Origin of the sequence: Mycoplasma amphoriforme A39, assembly GCA_000723365.1 — a bacterium.
Taxonomy (GTDB): Bacteria; Bacillota_I; Bacilli_A; order Mycoplasmatales; family Mycoplasmoidaceae; genus Mycoplasmoides; species Mycoplasmoides amphoriforme.
This window is the reverse complement of the sequence record HG937516.1, coordinates 26,148-50,027: the sequence shown is the minus strand read 5'-3', so window position 1 is coordinate 50,027 and position 23,880 is coordinate 26,148. Positions and strand designations below refer to the sequence as shown.

General features: G+C 32.0%; 15 protein-coding genes, 5 tRNA genes and 1 other RNA gene. 7 read left to right on the top strand and 14 right to left on the bottom strand.

Annotated elements, in window-relative coordinates; genetic code table 4:
* Positions 1-384 precede the first annotated feature (384 nt).
* Positions 385-1,326 (top strand): L-lactate dehydrogenase, encoded by a 942-nt coding sequence (locus ABDB96_RS00265; RefSeq protein WP_343251514.1) that lies wholly within the window; start codon positions 385-387, stop codon positions 1,324-1,326.
* Positions 1,327-1,906: 580 nt separating this feature from the next.
* On the opposite strand, the gene leuS is transcribed toward ABDB96_RS00265, so the two are convergent.
* From leuS to ABDB96_RS00240, 5 genes are all read right to left on the bottom strand, one after another.
* Complete coding sequence (gene leuS / locus ABDB96_RS00260) at positions 1,907-4,333, bottom strand: leucine--tRNA ligase (protein ID WP_343251513.1); 2,427 nt, start codon at positions 4,331-4,333, stop codon at positions 1,907-1,909.
* Between the two features lie 111 nt (positions 4,334-4,444).
* The gene (locus ABDB96_RS00255; protein WP_343251512.1) at positions 4,445-5,005 is read right to left on the bottom strand and encodes a hypothetical protein; all 561 of its coding nucleotides are present in this window, start codon (positions 5,003-5,005) and stop codon (positions 4,445-4,447) included.
* Between the two features lie 148 nt (positions 5,006-5,153).
* Positions 5,154-6,263, bottom strand: coding sequence for a hypothetical protein (locus tag ABDB96_RS00250; protein WP_343251511.1), 1,110 nt, complete (start codon positions 6,261-6,263; stop codon positions 5,154-5,156).
* A gap of 257 nt (positions 6,264-6,520) precedes the next feature.
* Positions 6,521-6,607, bottom strand: an RNA gene (ffs, locus tag ABDB96_RS00245) — signal recognition particle sRNA small type.
* Between the two features lie 16 nt (positions 6,608-6,623).
* Entirely contained in the window at positions 6,624-8,303 is a 1,680-nt protein-coding gene (locus ABDB96_RS00240; RefSeq protein WP_343251510.1) for a hypothetical protein, read from the bottom strand.
* Positions 8,304-8,444: 141 nt separating this feature from the next.
* On the opposite strand from ABDB96_RS00240, the gene ABDB96_RS00235 reads away from it, so the two are divergent.
* Positions 8,445-9,422 carry an NAD(P)/FAD-dependent oxidoreductase gene (locus tag ABDB96_RS00235; RefSeq protein WP_343251509.1) on the top strand — a complete coding sequence of 326 codons (978 nt, stop codon included), beginning with the start codon at positions 8,445-8,447 and terminating at the stop codon, positions 9,420-9,422.
* 99 nt (positions 9,423-9,521) lie between these two features.
* Here the strand turns inward: ABDB96_RS00235 and apt are convergent, their stop codons facing one another.
* Together apt and ABDB96_RS00225 are read right to left on the bottom strand one after the other, a co-directional pair.
* Complete coding sequence (apt, locus tag ABDB96_RS00230) at positions 9,522-10,058, bottom strand: adenine phosphoribosyltransferase (protein WP_343251508.1); 537 nt, start codon at positions 10,056-10,058, stop codon at positions 9,522-9,524.
* 3 nt (positions 10,059-10,061) lie between these two features.
* The gene (locus tag ABDB96_RS00225; protein ID WP_343251507.1) at positions 10,062-13,019 is read right to left on the bottom strand and encodes an MPN396 family protein; all 2,958 of its coding nucleotides are present in this window, start codon (positions 13,017-13,019) and stop codon (positions 10,062-10,064) included.
* 367 nt (positions 13,020-13,386) lie between these two features.
* Here ABDB96_RS00225 and ABDB96_RS00220 point away from each other — a divergent pair, with 367 nt between their 5' ends.
* Both ABDB96_RS00220 and ABDB96_RS00215 read left to right on the top strand, forming a co-directional pair.
* Positions 13,387-13,791 (top strand): arsenic metallochaperone ArsD family protein, encoded by a 405-nt coding sequence (locus ABDB96_RS00220; RefSeq protein ID WP_343251506.1) that lies wholly within the window; start codon positions 13,387-13,389, stop codon positions 13,789-13,791.
* A 58-nt stretch (positions 13,792-13,849) separates the two neighbouring features.
* Positions 13,850-14,632 carry a PDDEXK family nuclease gene (locus ABDB96_RS00215; protein ID WP_343251505.1) on the top strand — a complete coding sequence of 261 codons (783 nt, stop codon included), beginning with the start codon at positions 13,850-13,852 and terminating at the stop codon, positions 14,630-14,632.
* Between the two features lie 121 nt (positions 14,633-14,753).
* Here the strand turns inward: ABDB96_RS00215 and ABDB96_RS00210 are convergent, their stop codons facing one another.
* Positions 14,754-15,749, bottom strand: coding sequence for a DNA cytosine methyltransferase (locus ABDB96_RS00210; protein WP_343251504.1), 996 nt, complete (start codon positions 15,747-15,749; stop codon positions 14,754-14,756).
* A 1,209-nt stretch (positions 15,750-16,958) separates the two neighbouring features.
* Between ABDB96_RS00210 and tuf the strand changes: the two genes are divergently transcribed.
* Complete coding sequence (tuf, locus tag ABDB96_RS00205; protein ID WP_343251503.1) at positions 16,959-18,143, top strand: elongation factor Tu; 1,185 nt, start codon at positions 16,959-16,961, stop codon at positions 18,141-18,143.
* A 464-nt stretch (positions 18,144-18,607) separates the two neighbouring features.
* Here tuf and ABDB96_RS00200 read toward each other — a convergent pair.
* The 6 genes from ABDB96_RS00200 to greA all read right to left on the bottom strand — a co-directional run bounded on the left by ABDB96_RS00200 (position 18,608) and on the right by greA (position 19,628).
* Positions 18,608-18,681 (bottom strand) — tRNA-Gly (locus ABDB96_RS00200).
* 4 nt (positions 18,682-18,685) lie between these two features.
* A tRNA-Leu gene (locus ABDB96_RS00195) sits at positions 18,686-18,771 on the bottom strand.
* A 1-nt stretch (position 18,772) separates the two neighbouring features.
* A tRNA-Lys gene (locus ABDB96_RS00190) sits at positions 18,773-18,847 on the bottom strand.
* Positions 18,848-18,884: 37 nt separating this feature from the next.
* Positions 18,885-18,959, bottom strand: a tRNA-Gln gene (locus ABDB96_RS00185).
* A gap of 6 nt (positions 18,960-18,965) precedes the next feature.
* A tRNA-Tyr gene (locus ABDB96_RS00180) sits at positions 18,966-19,051 on the bottom strand.
* Between the two features lie 91 nt (positions 19,052-19,142).
* A complete protein-coding gene (greA, locus tag ABDB96_RS00175) occupies positions 19,143-19,628 on the bottom strand; it encodes a transcription elongation factor GreA (RefSeq protein WP_343251502.1) in 486 nt (161 codons plus the stop codon).
* A 432-nt stretch (positions 19,629-20,060) separates the two neighbouring features.
* Here greA and ABDB96_RS00170 point away from each other — a divergent pair, with 432 nt between their 5' ends.
* Both ABDB96_RS00170 and pyrG read left to right on the top strand, forming a co-directional pair.
* Positions 20,061-22,205 (top strand): RelA/SpoT family protein, encoded by a 2,145-nt coding sequence (locus tag ABDB96_RS00170; RefSeq protein ID WP_343251501.1) that lies wholly within the window; start codon positions 20,061-20,063, stop codon positions 22,203-22,205.
* Between the two features lie 10 nt (positions 22,206-22,215).
* The gene (pyrG, locus tag ABDB96_RS00165) at positions 22,216-23,847 is read left to right on the top strand and encodes a CTP synthase (RefSeq protein WP_343251500.1); all 1,632 of its coding nucleotides are present in this window, start codon (positions 22,216-22,218) and stop codon (positions 23,845-23,847) included.
* The last annotated feature ends 33 nt before the right edge of the window (positions 23,848-23,880 follow it).

The following is a 23,880-nucleotide window of genomic DNA, read 5'->3' as shown; positions in this document are numbered from 1 at the left end:
TTGCTAAAATTATCGAATCAACATCATGGATGATAGGACTTTTATTGGTAAACTTTTTTGCAATCGCTTTTTAGTTTTGCCACATTTTCTACAAATTATTTTATTACCTTGAAAGCAAAATTGATAATTGCCAAATTTAACGTTACGATCATCATATTATATAGCACCCGAATTAAAAAAATTCAGATAAAACTGTGGCAAAATGTGCGAGTAATTTTCCGTTAAAAAAACAGATTTTCGCTACTGTTTTTAGTACCTTCATTACTGGTTAACAAAATTGTATTATTTATTTACATTCGCTTTTATTATTTCTCGTTTGTTTTATATAATATTTTTATATTTGTGTTATGGCAAATTTCTAATTTATCCAAAGTGAGGAAAATTATGACAAAAGATGTTAAGGTTGTCTTGATTGGTTCAGGAAACGTTGGTAGTTCATTCTTGTATGCCGCTATCAACCAAGGATTATCAAGAAGTTATGGAATTATTGATATAAACTCTACCTTGCGTGATGCACAAGTTTTGGATTTTGAAGACAGTGCTTGGAATAACCCAGTTGATTTTAAAATTCATGCTGCAAATTATGCTGATCTTAAAAATACTGAATATTTAGTGATTACCGCTGGTCTTCCTCAAAAACCTGGGCAAACTCGCTTGGAACTTGCTGGTGCCAATGTTAAGATAATGAAAGAAATTGCTAGACAAGTAAAAGAATCGGGATTTAGTGGTTATACCATCATTGCCTCAAACCCCTTAGATGTGATGACATATACTTATTTAAAAACCACCGGTTTTCCTAAAAATAAGGTAATTGGTTCTGGAACTACTCTTGATACTGCACGTTTGCGATCATTTATTTCGCGAAGAATGAATGTTTCTAATAATTCTGTACAAGCATTCATTTTGGGTGAACATGGTGATTCATCAGTAACGCTTTTTTCCCAAATTAAAATTGACGGCATTCCGTTTAAAAACTTTGAAAACATTCACGGCATTAATGAAAATAATTATGAAACGCTGTTAGAAACTCCGGTTCGCCAAAAAGCATATGAAATCATTAAAGGTAAAGGTTCAACTTATTACGGTATCGGGTCTGCATTAGCATACATCTTGAAAGCATTAATTAACGGAACTGATGAAATCTTACCAGTATGTGCTTATTTAGATGGCGAATATGGAATTCATGATGTTTGTGTTGGTGTCCCATCGATTGTTGGCAAAGATGGAATTGCAAAAGTCATTGAGTATCCAATGAACGACAAAGAATTGAAAAAATTCCATGCATCGGTTGACATTATTAAAAAATACAATCAGGAACATGTATAATCATTAGAAATGAATTGGTTTTAAAATAAATTTATTCGTTTGTTAAAAAAATTTAAGTTTAATAAATTAACAACGCCAAGCCCATATACGCCTATTTTGAATCTAAATTACAATTTAGGCGTTTTTATTTTTAGCAATCCATTAATTAACTTATTAGAATTTTAATAATAAATTCTTTAAATTTACTAATACCAATGCCATCATCACGTATTATGCGATGAATAATTTATTGAAGATGTAAAAATTGATAATTAATTGATGAATTTTTCTTTTCTAAGAATATCATTTAGTTAAAATAATTTTAAACAAGTGCCCCCTTGTAAATTACATTCTAATAATAACGATTATTTGAACTTTTTTTAATTATCAATTTCTAAAATCACCTTTAAAAATTAATATTAATTTTGAATTACTTTAATTTGATCTAGTTTTACTTTTTTGATAATTTATCGTATGCTTTTTTGAAAAATCTTCACGATAATAAATATGATTTTGGATTAATATTTACTGTAACTAGATGATGTGTTTAACAAAAATTAATTTCAATTTTTAGATTTAGTTGACAACATCAGAATAATTTTTAATCAGTTAAGAAACTAATTACTTTACCAGGAATATACTTTGTTTCTTTAATTGCTTTGCCTTCTAAAGAGGCCATTACTTTTGGCGTATTCTTAAAGTGTTGTGTAATCATTTCTTCCGAAGCATCGACCCCAAAATTGGCGACATCACGAAATTTGCCGTTAACCATACAACGAATTGCTTGCTCTGTTTGAATTAATATTTTTTCATCGTGTTTTGGCATTTGCTGTTTAGTTATACTTATTTTATTTTGCAACACATTTTCATTTAATTCTTCAGCAAGAAAAGGACAAATAAAACTTAAAATCACTAAAAAATCTTGTAAATATTGCCTACATATGACATTTTGCTTATAACAATGATTAATAAAAACCATCATTGCTGAAATTACTAAATTATTTTCGTAGTGATCAAGATGACTATTAGCATCTTTGATAAATTGGTGATAAGCGATCACAAATGATTTTGGCATGACATTAAGATCATTTGTTAATTTAACGGTTGTAAATAATTTGTAAACCCGCTCTAATCATTTTCTTGAACCAGTCAAACCGTGATCACTTCATCGTATCGAAGCATTAATTGGACCCATAAAAGTTATATATAATCGTAAAGCATCTGCCCCATGCGAAGCAATGATGGGGTTCGGATTGATAACATTACCAGTAGATTTTGACATTTTTGAACCATCTGAACCTAAGATCATTCCTTGATTAATTAATTGAATAAAGGGTTCTTTTTTAGGAACAATTTTCAAATCGTATAAAAACCGGTGTCAAAATCGTGCATACAATAAATGCAAAACGGCGTGTTCTTGTCCGCCAACATAAACATCAACTGGTAAAAATCTGGCAAAGAATTGTTTTGCTTTTTCGCCATCCATTGGTCAAAATTGATTGTCTAAGGCATCAATTCGCATCAAGTATGCTAAATAATACCAGCATGATCCCGCTCAATTCGGCATGGTATTCAATTCCCGCGTAAATTTTTGACCGTTAATTGTTAAATTTAGTCAATCAGTTGCATTTGCTAATGGTGGTAGTTCGCTTCGATTAGGCAAATAATTATTTAATGTTGGTAAAACTAGTGGCAAATCACTAACTAAAAAAGCCCTCTGATTTTGATCAAAAATAATTGGAAAAGGTTCGCCCCAATAACGTTGCCTACTAAAAATCCAATCTTGCAGACGGTAAACTGTTGTGGTTTTACCCAAATTATTTTTAACTAAATAATCAATCATTTTTTCACTAGCTTCATGAATGTTTAACCCATTTATAAAGTCTGAATTGGTGTGTTTACCATCACCTAGATAAGCTCCTTGTTTACAATTGTGTTCAATTACTGGAATGATTGGTAAATTATTCTGGATTGCAAATTCATAATCCCGTTGATCATGACCTGGAACACCCATGACTGCTTCAGTTCCAAAATTTTTCATAACATATTCACTAATTCAAATCGGAATTTGTTTTTTAGTAACAGGATGAATTGCATAAAAACCAGAAAAAATTCCGCTTTTATTTTTTGATTCTTTGCGTTGTAAATCACTTTTTTGCAAAATTTTTGCTACGTATGATGATACTTTGGAAGCAGGATAATTTTCAAGAATCAAGTTAACAAAATCATGTTCTGGTGCCAATGCAAGGTAACTAACACCAAATAATGTATCGGGCCGGGTTGTGAAGATATCAAGATGTTTTGTGTGATTGTTAATTTTAAAAGTAATGATTGTCCCAGTAGTTTTGCCAATTCACTCCCGTTGCATCGTTTTAATTGATTCATTTCAATTAATTTCGTTTAATCCGTCAATTAATTTATCGGCATAGTTTGTTATTTTTAAGACTCATTGTCGCATTTTTTTACGAATTACGGGATAATTTCCCCGTTCACTGACTGGTTCGCTTTGATCGTTATAAATAACTTCTTCATTTGCTAACACTGTTCCCAGTTTTTCGCACCAATTCACTTCAACGTCTTGTAATTGTGCTAGACCATGCTTGAATAATAAACTAAAAATTCATTGAGTTCATTTGTAGTATTTAGGATCACTGGTATTAATTACTAAATCAAAGTCGTAATCAAAACCTAATAGGGTCATTTGTTCCTTGTATGTATTGATATTTTTTAATGTAAAAGTTTCGGGATGATTTCCAGTTTTAATTGCATACTGTTCAGCAGGTAGGCCAAAAGCATCAAATCCCATGGGATGTAGCACATTATAACCACATGCTTTTTTGTAGCGACTTAAAATATCTGTGAATACATAACCCTTGACATGACCTACATGCAATCCGCTTCCAGAAGGATAAGGAAACATGTCTAAAACATAAAATTTCGGTTTGGTTAGATCATTAACAAACTTATATGTATGATGCTTTTTTCATGCTTCAATTCATTTTTTTTCAATTTCGTTGTGGTTATACATGGTTTAAAAAGACAGATTTGTTTTAAATAATGAAATGATAAAGTGTGCTACTATTTTACTAAAAGAAATTGGATAAAAGTTAGATATTACATTAACAAGCAATCAAGAGGATTACTTGTAGCGATCTTCGGCAATTGTTTTTACGACTTGATTCTGATCGTTTCAGTCCAAGCTGATGATAATGCTGTTAACAAAACTTTCATATTTTTTTTCAACCCTACGTTGAATGTAGAGATAAAAAAACAAAATTAAAAAATAATTAACAAGCATTAATCAACTAAAAACCAGACTTAAGATCACTTCGATAAATTTAAGAACATCGGTAACTGTTTGCAAACTGTTAAATCACTTTAAGTAAAAGGCTGCAACCATAACAGAAGCCGTTGTCGCAATCATTAAGGTGATTAAACCAGTGCCGATTGAACTAATTAAAAATGTGCCGTTTTCATGATAGCATTTTCGTGAGATCCCTAATGATAGTTTTTTAAATAATCTATTGATGACATGAATCGATCAGATTAGACCAATAATCGGAATCAAGTAGTACCATTTTAGTTTATTTTTTTTAATTAAAAATAAATCGGATGCTTTTTCTTTTTGGAATAATAAGTATAAGTTTTTTTCATCATGAACTAATTGTGACTGCCAATCTTTTTGAGAACTGTGTGCCACTTTTCACTGAAATTGTTTTAGTTTTTTAATAATATGATCCTTTATTTAAACTTGATTTTAGATTCTTTGCTTGGTTTTGTAACTAACGTAAAATTAGAAACAAAATTACAGAAATTATCGCAATATAAAACTGATTAATCAAAAAATTTTAAACTTTTAAATCGTATGATAGTAAAAAATAATTTAATAAGATATTAAACATTCATGATCCGGTTTCATCAATGGTTCGTTTTTTGTAATCACCATCTGTTAATAACGAAAATAATGGATTAGCAAAACTAAAAGGATCAATTTGTTCGGGCTCATTTTCCCTGCTTGGATCACTTGTGTTCCAATTGTAGCGATTATGGCTAGCTGAAAGATTTTTTGGAACAGGTTGTTTTAGGCCAAATGGCCCTTGTAAGTTGGTAAAGACGGCGACGTTTTTTGGTGCTTCACTAAGAGCACCGGTAAATTCTGAGAATAATGAGACCCGCAAATTTAATAAGTTTATTTCTTGGTTATCAGGAGTTGGCGGTAAAAAAACCGAACTATTGGTGGTTTGAATTGACAATGAAACCTTACCATTAACATCAGCACCGATCACTGTTTTTGCTGTAAAACTAAGGTTAAATTTAATATCAAACCCAAATTGAATTGGTGTTTTTTTAGTAATTGTTGTGGGAAGATAAAACCAAATGTTTTTCGCAGAAATGCCAAATTCCTTAATTTTTCCTTTATTGCCATTCTTATCAGTTGCAATGACATTATCGTAGCCAAGATAACTAATGAGTTTATTAAGATTTCGTTCGACCACAAAATTGAAATAATCATAAAGGCCAGTGATTGCGATAATGCCAGCATAAAATGAATCGTAAGCAGTTTCGGGCTCATTAGTTTTGTGTAAACTGTGAAAATAATATTTTAAAAAACTGTTAGAATTAGTGACATTAACTTGATCTGTCTTGATTTTTTGCGTAAATTTTGTAATCGTGGTGTTATTTTTAATTTGGTATTGATGAGGATTAACAGGTTGCTTACTAATAAATTTACGATTAATGTTTGAAAAATTTTTAAAACGATCTTTTTTAAAACCAGAAATTACGTGATCGACTTCTTGAATTGTTGGCGATAAACCATATGGTCCCCTTGATGGTAATGATTTAAAGCGGGAGTTAGCAACATTGGTATTTTGTTTTTTTTGCTGAATTATATGAAGATATACTGATGGGATCGCTCCGATAGATACAATTGCTCCCATTCATGCTATTAATGCCATGCTAGAAAAATGCTTGGTTTTTCTATTAGTTTGATAATTAAAAATTGATGTATTATGATTGTTTTTTTTAGTGATTATCATATTATCTGAATTTATAAGTTAAACAAAAACTAGTATAGTGAAATTAAACTATACGACTAATAACTTTCATCATATTTTAAAGGATAAGTTAATATTATACCAAAAGCAACCGTAATCTCCCGGATTTACTTTTGGTATACGAGACATAACTTCTAAAATTTACAGATTTAGACATAAAAAAAGCCACCACACACTCTGGTGAATGCTTAATGCTGCTCCATTTCTGGCCTGACATGGTTCGCAACCAGGGTTGTGGTGACACGAAGATTTTACATTATTTTATTCGATATCGATAAACTTATTAAAGTTTAAAGCATTTTTTGCAGTTTTGGATTTAGTATTTTTATTTTTGATTTTTGCAATTAAGTTCTTATTTTTAGGATTTGTTTTTTTGGCTTTTATTTTTGGTTCATCGTGAGTAAACCAAACGTCATCATAATCATGTTCGTAGTTAAGAACTTTGGCCGGCGGTTGTGATTGGTAGTGCAACACGTTGCCCGAACGTTGGGGTTGCTGATCAACAGTTGAAATGTTGCCCATGTTGGCATTAACTGTTTGAATATCATGTTTGATATTTTCAAATTGGGTCATTATTTGTTGATCGGAAACTTTTTTCTTGCTATTAATTAATTTATTTAAGGCTTCTTGATTTTTAGCGATTCGTTTTAAGTCTTGGTTTAAACGGGAAGTGATGGCTTCGATATATTCTGAATCATGGTACTTTTTAACAAGTAGGTTATTAAGTTTATCTAGTTCGGCGTTTTCTGAACTAACCCGTTCGATTTCCTTAGTTAGATTTGCGTTTTTTTCTGATAATGTTTTTACCGCTTGGTTTAATTCACGATTGGTGTAAGTTACAACGTCATAATCGCGTTTAACGCGTTTTAATTCCTCGCTTGCTAACTTGGCCACTTGTTCGGCTTCACTAAGATCTTTGCTAATTTTTTCGTGTTCAACCTGTTGTTGGACCAAAGCAATCTCAATTTCTTTGCGGCGTTTTTCAAGTTGAACTAATAAGTGCTTTTCTTTTTCTAATAAAATGGAATTTAGTTTATTAGTTTGGGCACGCATTTGTTCTTCAACTTCTGAATTAACCCGTTTTTTAAGTTCATCAGGACGGATTTCGGACATGTCGGCAATTTCTTTAGTTTTGCTTTCAATTTCAGCAGTTAAATGACGAATTTCTTCATCACGGTTAATAATTTCTTGCTCACGGGCTTGAATTTCGGAATCTAGTTTAACAATCCGTAATTCTAAGTTGTGAATTTCCTGATTTTTTTGGTCGTATTGTTTTTGGATTTCGGCATTAAATTGTTGCAATTTTTGGTATTTTTGTTTGAACAACTCGTAGAATTGTGAAAGTTTGTTAATTCTTTGGTCGTAGTGCTGCTTAACTTTTTCAATTTCACTTGCTACTGTTCGCTTTAATTCTTCGTCACGTTTAACTTGAATCTCAGCAATTTCTTTCCGGTAGTTTTCTTCTAATTCCCTTTTGGTATTTTCTAATTCGGAAATTGTTGTTAAGTGCCGGTAATATGAGGATTTTCCGTTTTTTACAAGATTAGCTTGCTCGTTTAAAAAATCAATTTTTTCCTTTTCTAATTTGGCCTTTTCCTTAGCGACCCGAGCCCGTTCAATTTCTAAACTAACCATTTCTTGATTAATGCTCAATTTCTCAAGTTCACGTTGCAAAGGGGCGATAAATTTAAAGGTTACGATGTGTTTATGTAACCGTTCATCCCATTCAGCATCGTTCATATTTTTTAGTTTTGCCCGAATGTATGAGCGTCGGGCCCTGCTGATAAAATCAGCAATTTCATAATCCTTAGCTTCTGGATGTTGTGATAAAAAAGCAGCAACGCAATAATTCCGTTTACTGCGTTCGAATTCTGCACTTCATTGTTTTTCCAATTCAACATTTTGCAGGGATGGATCCATATTATTTGAGTGATTGAGCATAAATTCTCCGGTTATTTTAACAATTCAAAAGTAATAATTTGCTAAATAGAAATTAGGTAATTTGGTAATTAATTTATTTTATATTATAGTATAAAAAGTCTTGAAACGCGCGATCTATTATCGTAAAAAGGAGTTAACTAAGTGTTTGATGTTTTAATAATTGGTGCAGGGCCAGCTGGAATTTATGCAGCGACCTATGCGGGACTAAAAAAATTAAAGGTTCTAGTGATTGAAGCTAGTAGTGAAATTGGCGGGCAACCGATCTATTTATACGGCCATAAAAAAATTTTTGATTTCCCAGGTCATTTGGAAACTAATGGGGTCCAATTAATCAAAAATTTATTAAACCAACAAGTTCATTTAAAAGAATACATTAGTTACCAATTAAACACACGGTTAATCTCATATCAAAGATTAAAGAGTGGTAATTTTGTTGCTCAATTATCATCCCATTCTATTAATTGCAAAGCGATTTTAATTGCTACCGGGAATGGTGGCTATGAACCAATCGAGCTAGATCCAAGTTTAATAAAAGATGAGCAAGCGAAGAAAAAAATTCACTATTTTGTCAAGGATTTTAGTAATTATAAAAACCAAAATGTCGTGATCTTGGGCGGCGGTGATGCTGCGGTTGAATGAACGACACAAATCGCTGCATCCAATTTGCCTAAAAGCCTGACGATCATCCACCGCAAACCAACGTATCGAGCCAACCAGCACTATGTTGATAGTTTAAATCAAATGACTAAAATCAAGCAAATTTTAAACGTTCAAGTGACAGCAATTTTAAATGGTTTAATTAAATTTAAAGACAATGACACCAACCATGAAGATCGTATTGGTTTTGATACGTTAGTTGTTCAATATGGTTTAAAAAGTCTCACGAATCGTGCTAGCGAATGAGTTAATTTAAAAAAACAAGGTGCAAGCATCGTTGTTGATCGCAAACAAGAAACAAGTGATGCTGACGTTTACGCTATTGGTTTGAGTGCTAATTATCCCGAGAGAAGTAACCTAATGATTACAGCCATGGCCGAAGCAACGATTGCCATTAAAGCAATTAGTCGTAAAATTCATCCTTATACCGCGGTTGATTATATTGACCCAACCATAAAATAGTTGAAAAAAAGATTTTTATTAAAAAATGATTAAAAAAATTAAATCACCAACGAGCGTTGGTGATTTTTCATTGATTTTTACGCGATTAGTTTTATTGCTTTAATATTTTATGATGACGTTCACGGGAAGGGTTTGATCTAGTAGATTAATTCCGTCTAGTTCAAGTAATTCAATTAAAAAACTATAACCGACTAAACGACCCTTAGCTTTAGCAACTAACCGGGTTATTGCTTGTACAGTGCCAGCAGTTGCTAGCAAATCATCAACAATTAAAACTCTTTGGTTTGGTTTAATGGCATCAATATGCATTTCTAAAGCGGCATTATCGTTATACTCAAGTGTGTATTTTTCGTGAAAGGTTTCGCGAGGCAATTTATTTGGTTTGCGAATGATAACCAATGGTAGTTTGGCAGCATAGGCTAGTGCTGACCCAAAGATAAATCCTCTAGATTCAGGAACGGCGATAACTTCAGCATTAATTTTTTGTGCAAAAGTTTTCATGTTATCAATAATTGCAGAAAATAAGTTTTCATCTTGTAATACGGGAGTAATATCATAAAACAAAATGCCCTTGAACGGAAAATCTTTAACACGCTTAATTTTTTGATCAATTTGTTCTTTAAGCAATTGGTCCATTTTTTAATAATGCCTTTCGATCACCCGTTGGTTAATCCCAGCGATTAATTGTTCATCAATTTTATCATACGAATGTACCGTCTTCTTGTGTTTGCCATGGGCGTGATTTTCGTGAATAGTCATTGTTTTTTGTCTCACTAACATCATTAAACCTAACAATTGAGGCAATAAAAGTCAACTTGTTAAATTACCAACTAAATTGGCAACCGAAATAAATCCGAGTAAGTGGAATAAATAGAGATTTAAGTTGGTAGAAATCACGCCACCAAAATTAAAGGCTGTAAACACTAGAACCATAAAAGGTAAAACAAAATAATTGATGATGCTCAACCGTGTCATTGTCATAACGTTGTTACTTATCAATTGGGCAATAGTTTGTTTTTTGTAAATGATGTAAGAAAACCAGTATTGGTAGTTTCACCCAATGCTATAAACAATCATTAAGTGACTGATTGTTCAGGCCCCAAGCAACATTAAAATTGCTTCAAATTGGAATCTGATGTTTAACAAACGACCAAATATTAAAGGAGCAATTAAAATCGCAAAAAAATTAATTAAGCCAACAGTTAAATAGGGCACAGAAATATGTCAACGGTAACGTAACATGAAATACACTAAACCAATGGCAAATGACCCCATTGTGGCAATTACAATCGAAATTGTCGAACTTCTAGTAATCGCTGATAAAGCAAAAATTCTACCTTGGCTAAATAACACAAGTGCTATAATGCCAGCAATTAGTGCTAGTAGTCAAAACAGCAACAACGCAAGACTTGTTTTTGATAAAAAATTAACTTTAGTTTTTTGTTTGAATAAATTAATTAAATCATGGTCAGTATCATTTAGTGAACTATTTAATTCATGATGACTTGTTTCGATTTGTCAGGTAATTTCATTAAGTCACTTGGCATCACGCTTGTAAACAAATAGTTTGTAGTTAACCCAGTTTTGAATTGCAAAAAAAACCTTATTTAGCAAAGTTGATAACCCGTAAGTGATGAAGAAGGAAGTGAATGAACCAACAACAAAAATTACGCCAATTGATTGCTCTTGAAACTTACCAACATACATCAATAAAAGCCCTAAGACTAGAACAACTAAATGAACATCAACAATTTTCATGAAACTCGATTTATAAGTTAACCTAGCGGCCTCACTTAGAGAAGTACTATTCCGGACTAAACGTCTGAAGACTTCATTAATGTAGATAGTCGAACTAACCCCAATGGCTGCGGAGATAAATAACCCAAAAAAGGTAAATAAATCAATGGTTCCACCAAATTGGTCGTAAAGCAAAATGTTAATTACTGATGCTAGAATAATTCCTAATAAATTAAATAGTCCTGGTACCTTGTATAAAATGCTTACAATGATGCCAATCACCAATAGCACTACACCAAAAGCAATTAGTGATGTTTTAAATGCATTGATATCTTGAAGCCCGCTAACAACATCAAAGGTATTATTAATTTCTGGTTTTAAAAGTTTAGTTGTTGCACCAACAATAACTGAATTTTTTGCTAAAGCACCATTCACTAATAAAGATTGTAACCGCGTTGCTTGACCGAAATTTACTGTTCCATATGTTCCGTTGGCTTGCAAGATTTGCGATAAAACAAATTTAGTGTTACCATTAAAACGAAACTGTTGGTTTGTTGGGAAAATATTTTGAACAGTAGCATGAATTGTTGGTGTTTGTGAATTTGTTTGCACTCGCCCTTCATATAATATATAAGGACTAAATAAACTAGCATAATCAGTTGTCCCACCACGGGTAGTACGCGTGTCACCGGATGTACTTACATCAGCCGGCGGAGTTGTTGAATTGGCACCATTATTGGATGCTGGAGCTTGGGTGTATGCTTTTGGCTTAGCATAAAGATAATATAAATCATTAATGTTAATTTCTGATGCTGAACGGTAAGGTTGAACTAAATTGGTGTCATTATTGGCATCATAAGGAGCACGCTTGTGCAAAAAGTTTCATAATGCTTTTTCTTGTGAGGAAAAACTAATTCATGCCGGACTATTCTCTTCGACAACAAAAATATTTTTAACAAATTGTAAAGCTGCAGGCTTATTGTTTCATAACACAATGTTTCGATTACCATTGGTGTTGGTAGTGTCATTGCTGGAAAACAAACCTTTGCGGACCACGCTGGTTTCACCGTTACCAGTGTTATAATCACTGTTGGTTATACCCGTTAGTTTTTGGTTGATATAATTGGTAATCCCGTTAGCATCAGTGTTAATTGTCGAGCTAGGAATGTTTAATTCAAAAGTTAAAGCACTTGTTGTAGATCCGGAAACTGGACGAATCGTATCAATTGAGTTTTTGATAAATTCTGGTGAATTGGAATCAAATATTTTATAACCATCAGTCGTTTCTAGTGACAGATCAAAACTTCGTGAAACATTAAACAAGACTGATCGTAAATTTTGCTGGTCAAAATTTTCGTCAGTTTCGTTTTCTTCTTTAACCAAGTTTTTATTAACCGCAATGGTTAACGATGGTAAAGAAGTTCGATTAAGCAATCATGAAGGATTAACAAATGAAGGATTATCTGAACTATTTGATGTTAAATCAACTGCTGTACGATCAGCCAAATTTTGAGTAATTGTAACTTGATTATAGCCTTGTAAATATAACCGATTTGCATATACATTCGATGCATCTGATAACATTTTTGCAATTTCTTGATCAGTTAATAATTCTGTTGTATTGGGGTCGCGATCATTGGCAAAAGCGTCATAGATTGGAGTCGAATGATTTTCTCTTTTTTCTTTATATGGTGAAAAAAAGATTGTTGTTGAAACCCCACCGTCATAGACTGTACCCTGAGATTGCTTGTTTGAAATTCGAATTGAACCAAAAATGATTCCAATCAAGCCCAAAACGATCAAAATGAAGATGAAACCACTTTTTAAAAGAAAATCAAAAGAGGGTTTTTTCTTAAGCATTAAAACCTCACCAAGAAACTAGTTTAAACTAATGTAAATAACCGTTAAATTATAACATAGTTAATATTGATTAATTAACTTACGGTTGACCCACACACTTTAATAATAGTGTTGGATTTTTAGTAGAAAACATGATTTGTTAAGAAAATTTGAATTTAAATTTTTATTTAATCATGTATCAGCATAATTGATAGGAGATTAGCACAAGATGGTTCACGCATAGTTGTTGAACCTTTTTCAAAGATATTTTAAGAAAAGATTGACTAAAACAATTATGCTTTATCTAATGAATCTATTGAAAATTTGAAAAATAGCTAACGTCGTTTTAAACCGATATAATTGAATTCGGTTTACTAAGGTAATTACCATGAAAAAAATTGAATTATACGAACCTTTTTTAGCAAAAGACAATCAGGGCTTAGCAAAACTAACTGATGAGCAAAAAGCCACATACTCCGCTTTATTTAGTTATTTAAAGGCGAATTCAGCACGTTGAATTGCCCAACGTTATAATTTGGGAAATCATCCAGAAATGTTTGCAAAAAATCCAAAAATTGCTGAATTATTTAATGGCGATAGCCACAACTTACCCCTTTATTTAATTGATGATAAATTAGTTAGTAAAGGCACTTATTTATCGTTGCATGAATTAAAGACACTGTATGACTTGAATGCTGAAGATATTGAAATTATTTTTAAAAATGCGAAAAAAATAATAGCTGAATGAAATGATCATACGTCTGATCATTTGCAAGATTGTTCTTGTGTTTAAAATAAACTAATTTACAAAACATTTAGACATTAAGTTGGAATTTTTCGATACTTAAAAGATGAATTGAAAATCATTTGAAGAAGAATGTGTAAGATATTTAAATAATAAATATGGATCTTGGTTTAAACTGCAAAGAGAATCTGATTCCACAATTAGCGATATATTTTTTGATAACGATATTAGACGTTTTTACATTGAAGCAAAAATGCCGAAGGCACAATGTGGTCAATTTGTTTTGTTACCTGATTTGAACGATCAAATTTTTCGATATTCTAACAAAAATAAAACTCTTCAAAATAAATTTACGGACCAAATTACTAGTTACATGAATAATTATTTTCATAAATTTTATCAGGCTGGAAATTCAGGAATAAATATTGAATTACCCAAATCAGTATTTTACAATTTTATCTTCGATTACTATCAACATAAAGGTGTAGATTTTTTTATTACTAAATCTCATCAAAATTTTTTGATTTTTCCTGTTTCACAATTTTCAAAATATTTTGATGTTACTGCTAATTATCGACTCAAAAAGAGTGGTTCATCAAATTTAAACGATAAAAATAAGACAGATTTTGAAAATGCGATGAGACTTACGGGTTTTAAATACAGATTTACTAGCGAAATGGATATTCTTTCTGATGTCGAACTAAATGGAAAAAAGATAAAAGGCAAAAATTATGATTATCTGCTGAAAAAAAAGAATAATGCATATACAGTAAGAAAATTATCAAATACTAAAAATATGAATGTCATTTTTTCAATTCAGTTATTTTCTTATATTACTGCTCAACGAAAATTAGATATCATTGCTTTTGAAAATGCAATAAAAAAATAAATAAGGCCCTCATGATTTTTTATTATTAACAATCAGATGGATTTTTAAAAAACTGAAAAACAAACTAAATCTTAAGTTTGTCTTTTGTTGATTTTATCGATTTTGTACGATTCAAAAAATATTATTTTTCTGCATACTGTTGCGTGTTCTTTAAAGCCAATCCAATAGTTATTGTGATGTATTGCAGAACATTAACAACAACAGAATTTCCAAATTGTTTATATGCCTGACTTGGTGAAGGATGGATTAAGTAAGAATCAGGATATCCCATAAGGCGTGCACATTCTCTGGGATGCAACTTTCTAATGCTACCATTAATTAGATAACCACCGGTTTTGGCAAAGATTCCTCCGCCATATGCTGATAAGGTAATTGCAATCCCTTTAGGGCTGTAAATACGTTCCCCTTGCCCACCTTTACCAACAGTACCTACTCTCAAAGGTTTACTGATATTTTCTTTGATTTTTATGTTTTTTAGCGATAAATCTAATCTATTTACTATTAAATTCAATACTTCTTTGTCTGGTAATAACAAGTCTTCCAAAAAAGTATTAAGTTTGAAGGGTTTAGGAAACTCAAATTTTTTAATATTTAAATCATTTCTAAAGCAAACCATATAAATTCGTTCTCTTTTTTGGGGAATTCCAAAATCTTTAGAGTTTAAGACACTGTAGTAAAAATCATATCCTAAATTAAGCATTGTCCTTTTAACAATTTTTAAGGTATTTCCATTATCGTGTGAAGCAAAATTTTTCACATTTTCCATAAAAACAACTTTTGGTTGCTTTTCGTTTATGATCCTTGCTATGTCAAAAAACAAGGTTCCACGGCTATCTTGAAAACCTTTTTGTTTTCCACTTATTGAAAAAGCTTGACAAGGAAAACCGGCACATAGCACATCATGTTCTGGAATATTTTTTTCGTTAACATGAGTTATGTCGCCATCTGGAGTTTCATTAAAATTAATTTTATATATTTCTTGAGCATTTTTGTCTCATTCGCTAGAATAAACACATTTTGCACCGCAAGATTCCAAGGCGAGTCTAAAACCACCTAATCCTGCAAATAAGTCTACGAATTTTAAATTATTTAACACTTTACTTTTAATTTCAATCATGACAGTTACTAATTAGGGATGATCGCAAATCAAATTTTATTTAATGAATTTATTTTGTCAATATATCAATTACTGTTTCTAGTTAAACTTAATTAATAAAAAATGTGTACGAATCGTTTAGCAATTAAAGTAAGACTTAACACTCTTTATAGATTGTTATGGTTTTCTGGATAAAGGTGATTAATAAACTAAATTTTCTTATTGGTCTTGAATTCGTTTTTAACTTTCAAAAGACAGAATATGATTTATAGATTAGCAAGAATAGAGTTTTAAAAAGATATTATAAAAATTCGTATTCTTAGACGGAACAGTTGATTTTGCAGTGTTGAAAATTATTATTGGTAAAAATTTTACATACCAAATGTCTGACTATTAGAAGCAAAATTATTGATGTAAAAAGAATTAAAAATAAAGATATAAAGGTGTTAAAGTTTAAAAAACATTCATCCTGATTTGATATTTTTTTAAAAGGGGCTTGGGAATTTGCCATTAGAAATCAATTAAAAATTAGCACATCCTACTTGCATCCAAAAATGATTGATAAGAATATTGAATTTATCAATTTTATATAAGGAAAGTGAACCAGAAAAAAATTTTATTACCAAAATGAATCGTTAGACTAAACGAAAATAAAGAAAGTATTGATAACTTTCACGCTTCATTGTTAAAGCGTTAAAACACATCTGTTTTTTAAAAATGTTAAAAATAAATGGTTTTATCTAAATGTTGTTAATAAATAAAAAAACGAACTAAGAATAAAAATTATTAATATTGGCAAAAATCTATTGGCATTATTTTAATTGCGATTCTTAAATTACGTACCAGGTTGACGTTTAAGTAACGATTTTGTTTAAAGGATTACTTTGTCGAAATTATTGCATTCTTGTAATTTAATTAAGTAACTTGTAGTAGGGATGTTAATATTTCTAAAAAAAATGAGAAAAAGTGATGAACTTTTTAATTCAACAGCAAATTTTAAGTCAAAATAAACCCAAACCTGATTAGAACATTGATGCAAAATATTACGGTTTTTTTATATTTAATAATGATATTAATAAGTATTTTTATAAAAAGTAATTTTACATAGTATAATAATTGGGCATAATTGCACTATGCATTATTATTGTGAATTTATTCACAGTTTATCTTAGTTCGGGCCAGCGGTCATTGATAATTGTAAACCGTTACAACCCCAAGGAGTTTTAAAAGATGGCAAAAGAGAAATTTGACCGATCTAAACCGCATGTCAATATTGGCACAATCGGTCACATTGACCACGGAAAAACAACGTTAACAGCAGCGATTTGTACCGTGTTGTCAAAAAAAGGTACTGCTCAAGCAATGAAATACGACCAAATCGATGCTGCACCTGAAGAAAAAGCACGTGGTATTACCATTAATACAGCCCACGTTGAGTATTCGACAGATAACCGACACTATGCTCATGTTGACTGTCCAGGACACGCCGATTATGTTAAAAACATGATTACTGGTGCTGCTCAAATGGATGGTGCAATTCTCGTAGTATCAGCTACTGATGGACCAATGCCACAAACGCGTGAACACATTTTGTTAGCACGGCAAGTGGGCGTTCAAAAGATGGTTGTCTTCTTAAATAAATGTGATGTGGCAAATGATTCTGAAATGCAAGAACTGGTTTCTGAAGAAATTAAAGATTTGCTTAAATCATACGGATTTGATGGTGACAACACCCAAATTATTAAAGGATCTGCATTAGAAGCTTTAAATGGCAAACCTGAATGGGAAGAAAAAATTATGGAATTGATGAAGGCTGTTGATGGTAACATTCCCACACCAGTTCGTGATGTTGATAAACCATTCTTGTTACCAATTGAAGATGTAATGACCATTACCGGTCGGGGAACCGTTGTTACTGGTCGAGTTGAGCGGGGTTCAATTAAAGTTGGTGCGGAAGTGGAAATTGTTGGTCTTATGCCAACTAAAAAAGCGGTTGTTACCGGAATTGAAATGTTCCGTAAAGAACTAGATTCAGCCATGGCTGGCGACAACGCAGGTGTGTTATTGCGTGGTATCGAAAGAAAACAAGTTGAACGTGGTCAAGTTTTAGCAAAACCTGGTTCAATCACTCCTCATACAAAATTCCGAGCTGAAATTTATGCTCTAAAGAAAGAAGAAGGAGGTCGTCATACTGCTTTCTTAAATGGTTACCGCCCGCAGTTTTACTTTAGAACGACTGATGTGACCGGATCCATTCATTTAAAAGAAGGAACGGAAATGGTAATGCCTGGTGATAACACCGAAATTATCGTTGAATTAATTTCGCCAATTGCTTGTGAAAAAGGAAGTAAATTCTCCATTCGCGAAGGTGGTCACACAATTGGGGCAGGTACGGTGGTAGAAGTATTAAATTAATTTTCAAATTAACTTTTTTAACTTTAGATAAAAAGGATGTGTAAATGATCACATCCTTTTTTACATTAACAATTTCTTGAAAGGATACGTTTGATGATCCATGAAAATTTTTATATGATTGACCCCAGTTAAATCATTTAAGTATGGGAAATATACGAATAATTTTCTAATAATTTTCATCTCTTTGATTGCATATTTTATTAATGCAATTAAAAGAGTTTAATTTTTTGGTTAGCCTAGTTGAATTTCAATCCTTTTTATTTCATTGATTATGAAAAAAAATTTTAAATTAGACAGGTTTATATGTAGTTAGGCTAGAAATTTGAGTAATTTTTATCTTCAAATAATGCCTAACAAAATATCTTGCCTTGCTGATCAAAAATAAAAAAAACTTATTCATACAATAACTGCATCAAATAAGTTAATTAATTTTGAAGATAATAAGATTGAAGTTGGTTTTTTAATGGAGCGGGTAATCGGAATCGAACCGACATTAACAGCTTGGAAGGCTGCAGTTCTACCACTGAACTATACCCGCGTTTTGGTGCCCGAAGCCGGACTTGAACCGGCACGGTATTTCTACCCCAGGATTTTAAGTCCTGTACGTCTACCATTCCGTCACTCGGGCCTGGTGATCCGCCCGAGGCTCGAACTCGGGACCCTTTGATTAAAAGTCAAATGCTCTACCACTGAGCTAGCGGACCATGATGAAGGGTTTTTAAAAAACCCAAATAATGTTATTGGCTGGGATGGATGGGATCGAACCATCGCATGATAGAGTCAAAGTCTATTGCCTTGCCGCTTGGCTACATCCCAATAATATGGTGGACAGGGACGGATTCGAACCGCCGAAACCATATGGTGTCTGATTTACAGTCAGAAGCGTTTAGCCACTTCGCTACCTGTCCAGATTAAATAAATGGTTACTAAAAATTGATAACTACCAAATACTAACCTGTATATTATATATTTTAAAATTGTTTTTTAATAAATTAAATATTAATTATTAATAATTTTTTTAATCGTTACTTTATAAGGGTTTTCGATTCCACGAACTTCACTTTCGGCCCCTTCTTTTTTATCCATAATTGCTTTTGCTAACGGCGATTCATTAGAAATTTTATTTTTAAACGGATCTGCTTCAATTGTTCCGACAATTTCGTAATGATAAGTCTTATGATCGTGATGGTCGTAAATTTCGACTTTTGTGCCAACTCGAACCTTTGATGCGTGAGTTGAACTTTTCGTTTCTTTAATGATTTCGACATTACTTAAGATGTCTTGGATTTCTTTAATCCGGCTTTCGATTTCGCCTTGTGAAGCCTTAGCAGCATCATAATCAGCATTTTCGCTTAAGTCACCCTGCTCCCGAGCTTCTTGAATTAACTTAATAATTTCAGGACGACGAATGTCAACTAAAAACCGTAATTCGTCTTCTAGTTTTTTTTTACCTTGTTCAGTAAGAAGGTTTTTATTATTTTCCATAATTAAATATTCCTTTAAAAGCAACCATTAAATATTCAAATTAATTGTTGAATAAATAACATATTTTATAAAATCATGTGCATTTGTTAACATTATAATTTTTTAATGTAAAAGCAAACTAAGAAATTAAATAATAAAAATCACGATATGTAAAATATTGTCAACTGTTATTTTTGCAACCAAATTTTCCAGTAATTTTAGTTTTGCATTTTTACTAATAAACTAGATTTATTACAAATATCCTTAAACAGCGTTGTTTAATTATATTCAACTAAAAAATTGTTAAAAATGATCTTGCTGTATTACCTTCAAGTTCTGGTTTTAATGATTGTAAAAAAAGAAATTATGAGACGAAAATAGTTTATTATTGTATAAAATTGTTCATGGATTTTTTCAGTACTAGAATGAATTAAACAATTAAAAGAGTGCTTAATGGTTGATTTAGAAGGGCGCCATGATTATTTACTTGGCTTAGTCAAAGAATATGGGTATTGCCAGAAGGATATTGAGTTAATTCAAAAAGCTTATCTGTTTGCCCAAATTGCTCATGGCGACCAAAAACGAAAAAGCGGTGACCCCTTTTTAATCCATCCATTAGAAACTTCGATCAAGTTAATTGAATGAAAAATGGATGTTAATACCATTGCTGCCGGATTGCTTCACGATGTCATTGAAGACACTGACGTGTCCGAAGCAGAAATCAAGTTACAGTTTGGCGATGATATCGGCAATTTGGTAAAAATGGTGACCAAAATTGCTACTGTTGCTAAAAAAAATCGCGAGTTTAGCCAGTTAAAAAACCTGTCAACTAATTACCAAATTCAAGTGTTCATGTCGATTTCTAAAGACATTCGAGCCATTATTATTAAACTAGCTGACCGCTTTCATAATTTAAATACCATCAGTTTTTTGCCAATTGATCGCCAAAAAGCAATTGCCCAAGAAACTTTTGATATTTATGCTAATATTGCTGGCAGGTTGGGCATGTACAATGTCAAAACCCAATTATTGGACATTGCGTTTGCAATTATTAATCGCGAAGCGTACGAAAATACTGTCTCCATCATCAATGAATACAAATTATTAAATGACGAACAATGACAGAAGATTACTAGCAAAATTCGAGCTTTACTCGATGATCACAACATTAAATTTTTTTTTGAGAGCCGCATTAAAGGCATTTATTCGACATACAATAAACTGAATTCGATTCCCAAAATTAGTAACATCCACGATGTTTACGCACTACGAATTATTTTAGAAGATGAACTTGATATCTACCATGTTTTAGGTTTGATTCATTTAAACTTTAAATATATTTCCAAATTTTTTAAGGACTATGTTTCGGCTCCCAAAAATAATTTGTACCAATCAGTTCACACCACGATCATTAGCGAAAGAACCCTAGTAGAAATTCAAATCCGAACTAAACGCATGGATCAAAATAGTAAACTAGGGTTTGCTAGTCACTGGTTATACAAAGAAAAAGATACGACTGAATTTACCCATGAAGCCATGCAGCGTTTACAAGTTGAATTATTTGCTGACACCCATTCGCAAAATCCGTTACTGATGAAAGAGTTAACCAAGATCCCCATTATTGATGTGATTGTGATTAATGATCAAAACACTTATTCAATTCCCGCTAGTTCAACCGTTTTGGATTTAGCATATCGTGTTGATCCCAAAAAATTTGCTTTTATCGATACAATTTATCTTTTTGGTGAAAAACTTGCTTGGGACAATCATTTTGAAAATGGGGATGTTGTCGAAATTACTTATAGCGATAAAATGCGAATTAACAAACGCTGGTCGCGGTATGTTAGCAACCCGACCGTACGTAAGCACATTTCTGAAACCGTTGATAATTTGGAAAAAATCGAAAATAATTCTGAGCAAGATTTCTTGAATGTTTTAAAGACAACTTTGAAAAATAAATTGATTAGCGAAGAAGATATTAGTAACCGGTTGAAAATTTTAAAACTAAAATCAATTAAAGAATACTTAGATTATGTTTCTGTTTTACGCTTGTCATTGGAAGATCGCATTAATTTTTTTGTTAAAACCAATCAGTGAAAAACCGTTTTAAAAGAAATTAAAAAACAAAATAATCTCTGAATTTTTAATCAGTCTTATTTTGAATTAATTCCGGCTTTAAAAATTGACGGTATCCAAATCACGAAATGTTGTTCCAAATTGCCATACATGTCATTAATTGGTATAATTCATAAAAACCATTTGTACGTTCACTACCCAAAGTGCAAAAAGATTCAAGGGATTAAAGATGCCAAATTAGTGTCATTATACTGAAATAAGGACCGGCTGCAAACCAACCCTAGAAAATTTCGTACGCACGTTGAAATTACTGGCCTTTGGAGTGAATCAGTTGTTAGCACAATCATTTTAAATGTTTTAAAAAATCAGGGTAGCATCCATGAAATTAGCATTGATCGGAATAAAGATGCGAACCAATTTGTTGCGAATGTGATCTTATTTGTGCGATCAATTACCCACTTAAACCACTGCATGGAAGAATTAATGTTACGCAACTTGAATTTTAAATGAAAACTTATCTAGGAATCAAACTATGGAATTAAATCGCAAAACAAAGTTTATCTTCGTGACAGGGGGCGTGTTTTCTTCGTTAGGTAAAGGTTTAAGTGCTGCTAGCGTTGGTTCGATTTTAACCCAGCTTGGTTTAAATGTGAGTGCGATTAAACTAGATCCGTATTTAAATGTTGATCCGGGCACAATGTCACCTTATCAGCACGGTGAAGTTTTTGTAACTAAAGATGGGGCTGAAACCGATTTAGATTTAGGTCATTACGAACGGTTGTTAAACAAAGAATTAACCCGGGGTTCATCAATCACTGCTGGCACCATTTATAACCGGGTGATCCAAAACGAACGCCAGGGTAAATATTTAGGAAAAACGATCCAAGTCGTCCCACATGTTACTGATGAAATTAAAAAATCAGTTTACTGTTTGGCAAATGAAATTAATGCTGATGTCATTTTAATTGAAATTGGCGGTACTGTTGGTGATATTGAATCATTACCTTTTATTGAAGCAATGCGGCAAATTCGTTGGGAATTACCACAAGAAAACACCCTAGTGATCCACACGGTGCCCGTAATTGAGTTACAAACAACTAATGAAATGAAAACCAAGCCACTGCAACATTCGACTCACCATTTACGAAATTTAGGAATTACGCCTGACTTTTTGTTTGTTCGCTCAAAATCATCATTACCAATCGAAATTAAAACAAAAATTGCCGCGATGTGTTCGATTCGGATCGAACATATTTTTTCATGTATTGATGTTAGCAACCTTTACTTATTGCCAGAACACTTGTATGAACAAAAAGTTCACGAAGAGATTGCGAAAATATTAAATCTAAAATACCAAACATGCCATTTAAGTGAAAAGTGACTAAGTTTTACCAATTCGATTGTTGCTAAAAAAACCTCATTAATTAAAATTGCTTTAGTAGGCAAGTACACTGAATTTAAAGATGCGTACATGTCTTTACACGAATCGCTTAAAATCGCCAGCTATCACCAAAATGTCGATTTACACATTGAGTGAATTAATTCGGTAAAAATTAATAAAAATGAAATGATTAAAATTTTGAAAACCGTTGATGGTTTGGTGATTCCTGGTGGTTTTGATAAGCGCGGGATCGATGGCAAATTGATGGCAATTAAATATGCCCGGGAAAATAATTTACCCTTCTTAGGCATTTGTTTAGGAATGCAATTAGCATGCATTGAATTTGCAAGAAACGTCTTAAAATTAGCAAGCGCTAATTCGACAGAATTTGACAAAACAACACCCGATAATGTTTTTGATTTAATTACTAAAACGAAAGTTGATGTTGGTGGATCCTTACGCTTGGGTAATTATTCTTGTAGTATTAAACCCAATACCTTAGCTGCCAAATTATACCAAAGTGATAAAGTGATTCGAAGGCACCGCCACCGTTATGAATTTAATAATACCTATCTCAAAAAATTTGAACAAGCAGGTTTTCAATTTTCTGGATTTTATTCTGAAAAAAACCTTCAAGAAATTATTGAAATTCCTAACCATCCTTTTTTTATTGCTTGCCAGTACCACCCTGAATTTAATTCAAACCCCTATTGCCCAGAACCGTTATTTGTTGGCTTAATTGAAAGTGCTAGAAAATACCACCAAAAATCTGGTCAAAAATAATTTTTTAATATTTTTTAAAAGGTTTCGAATTAT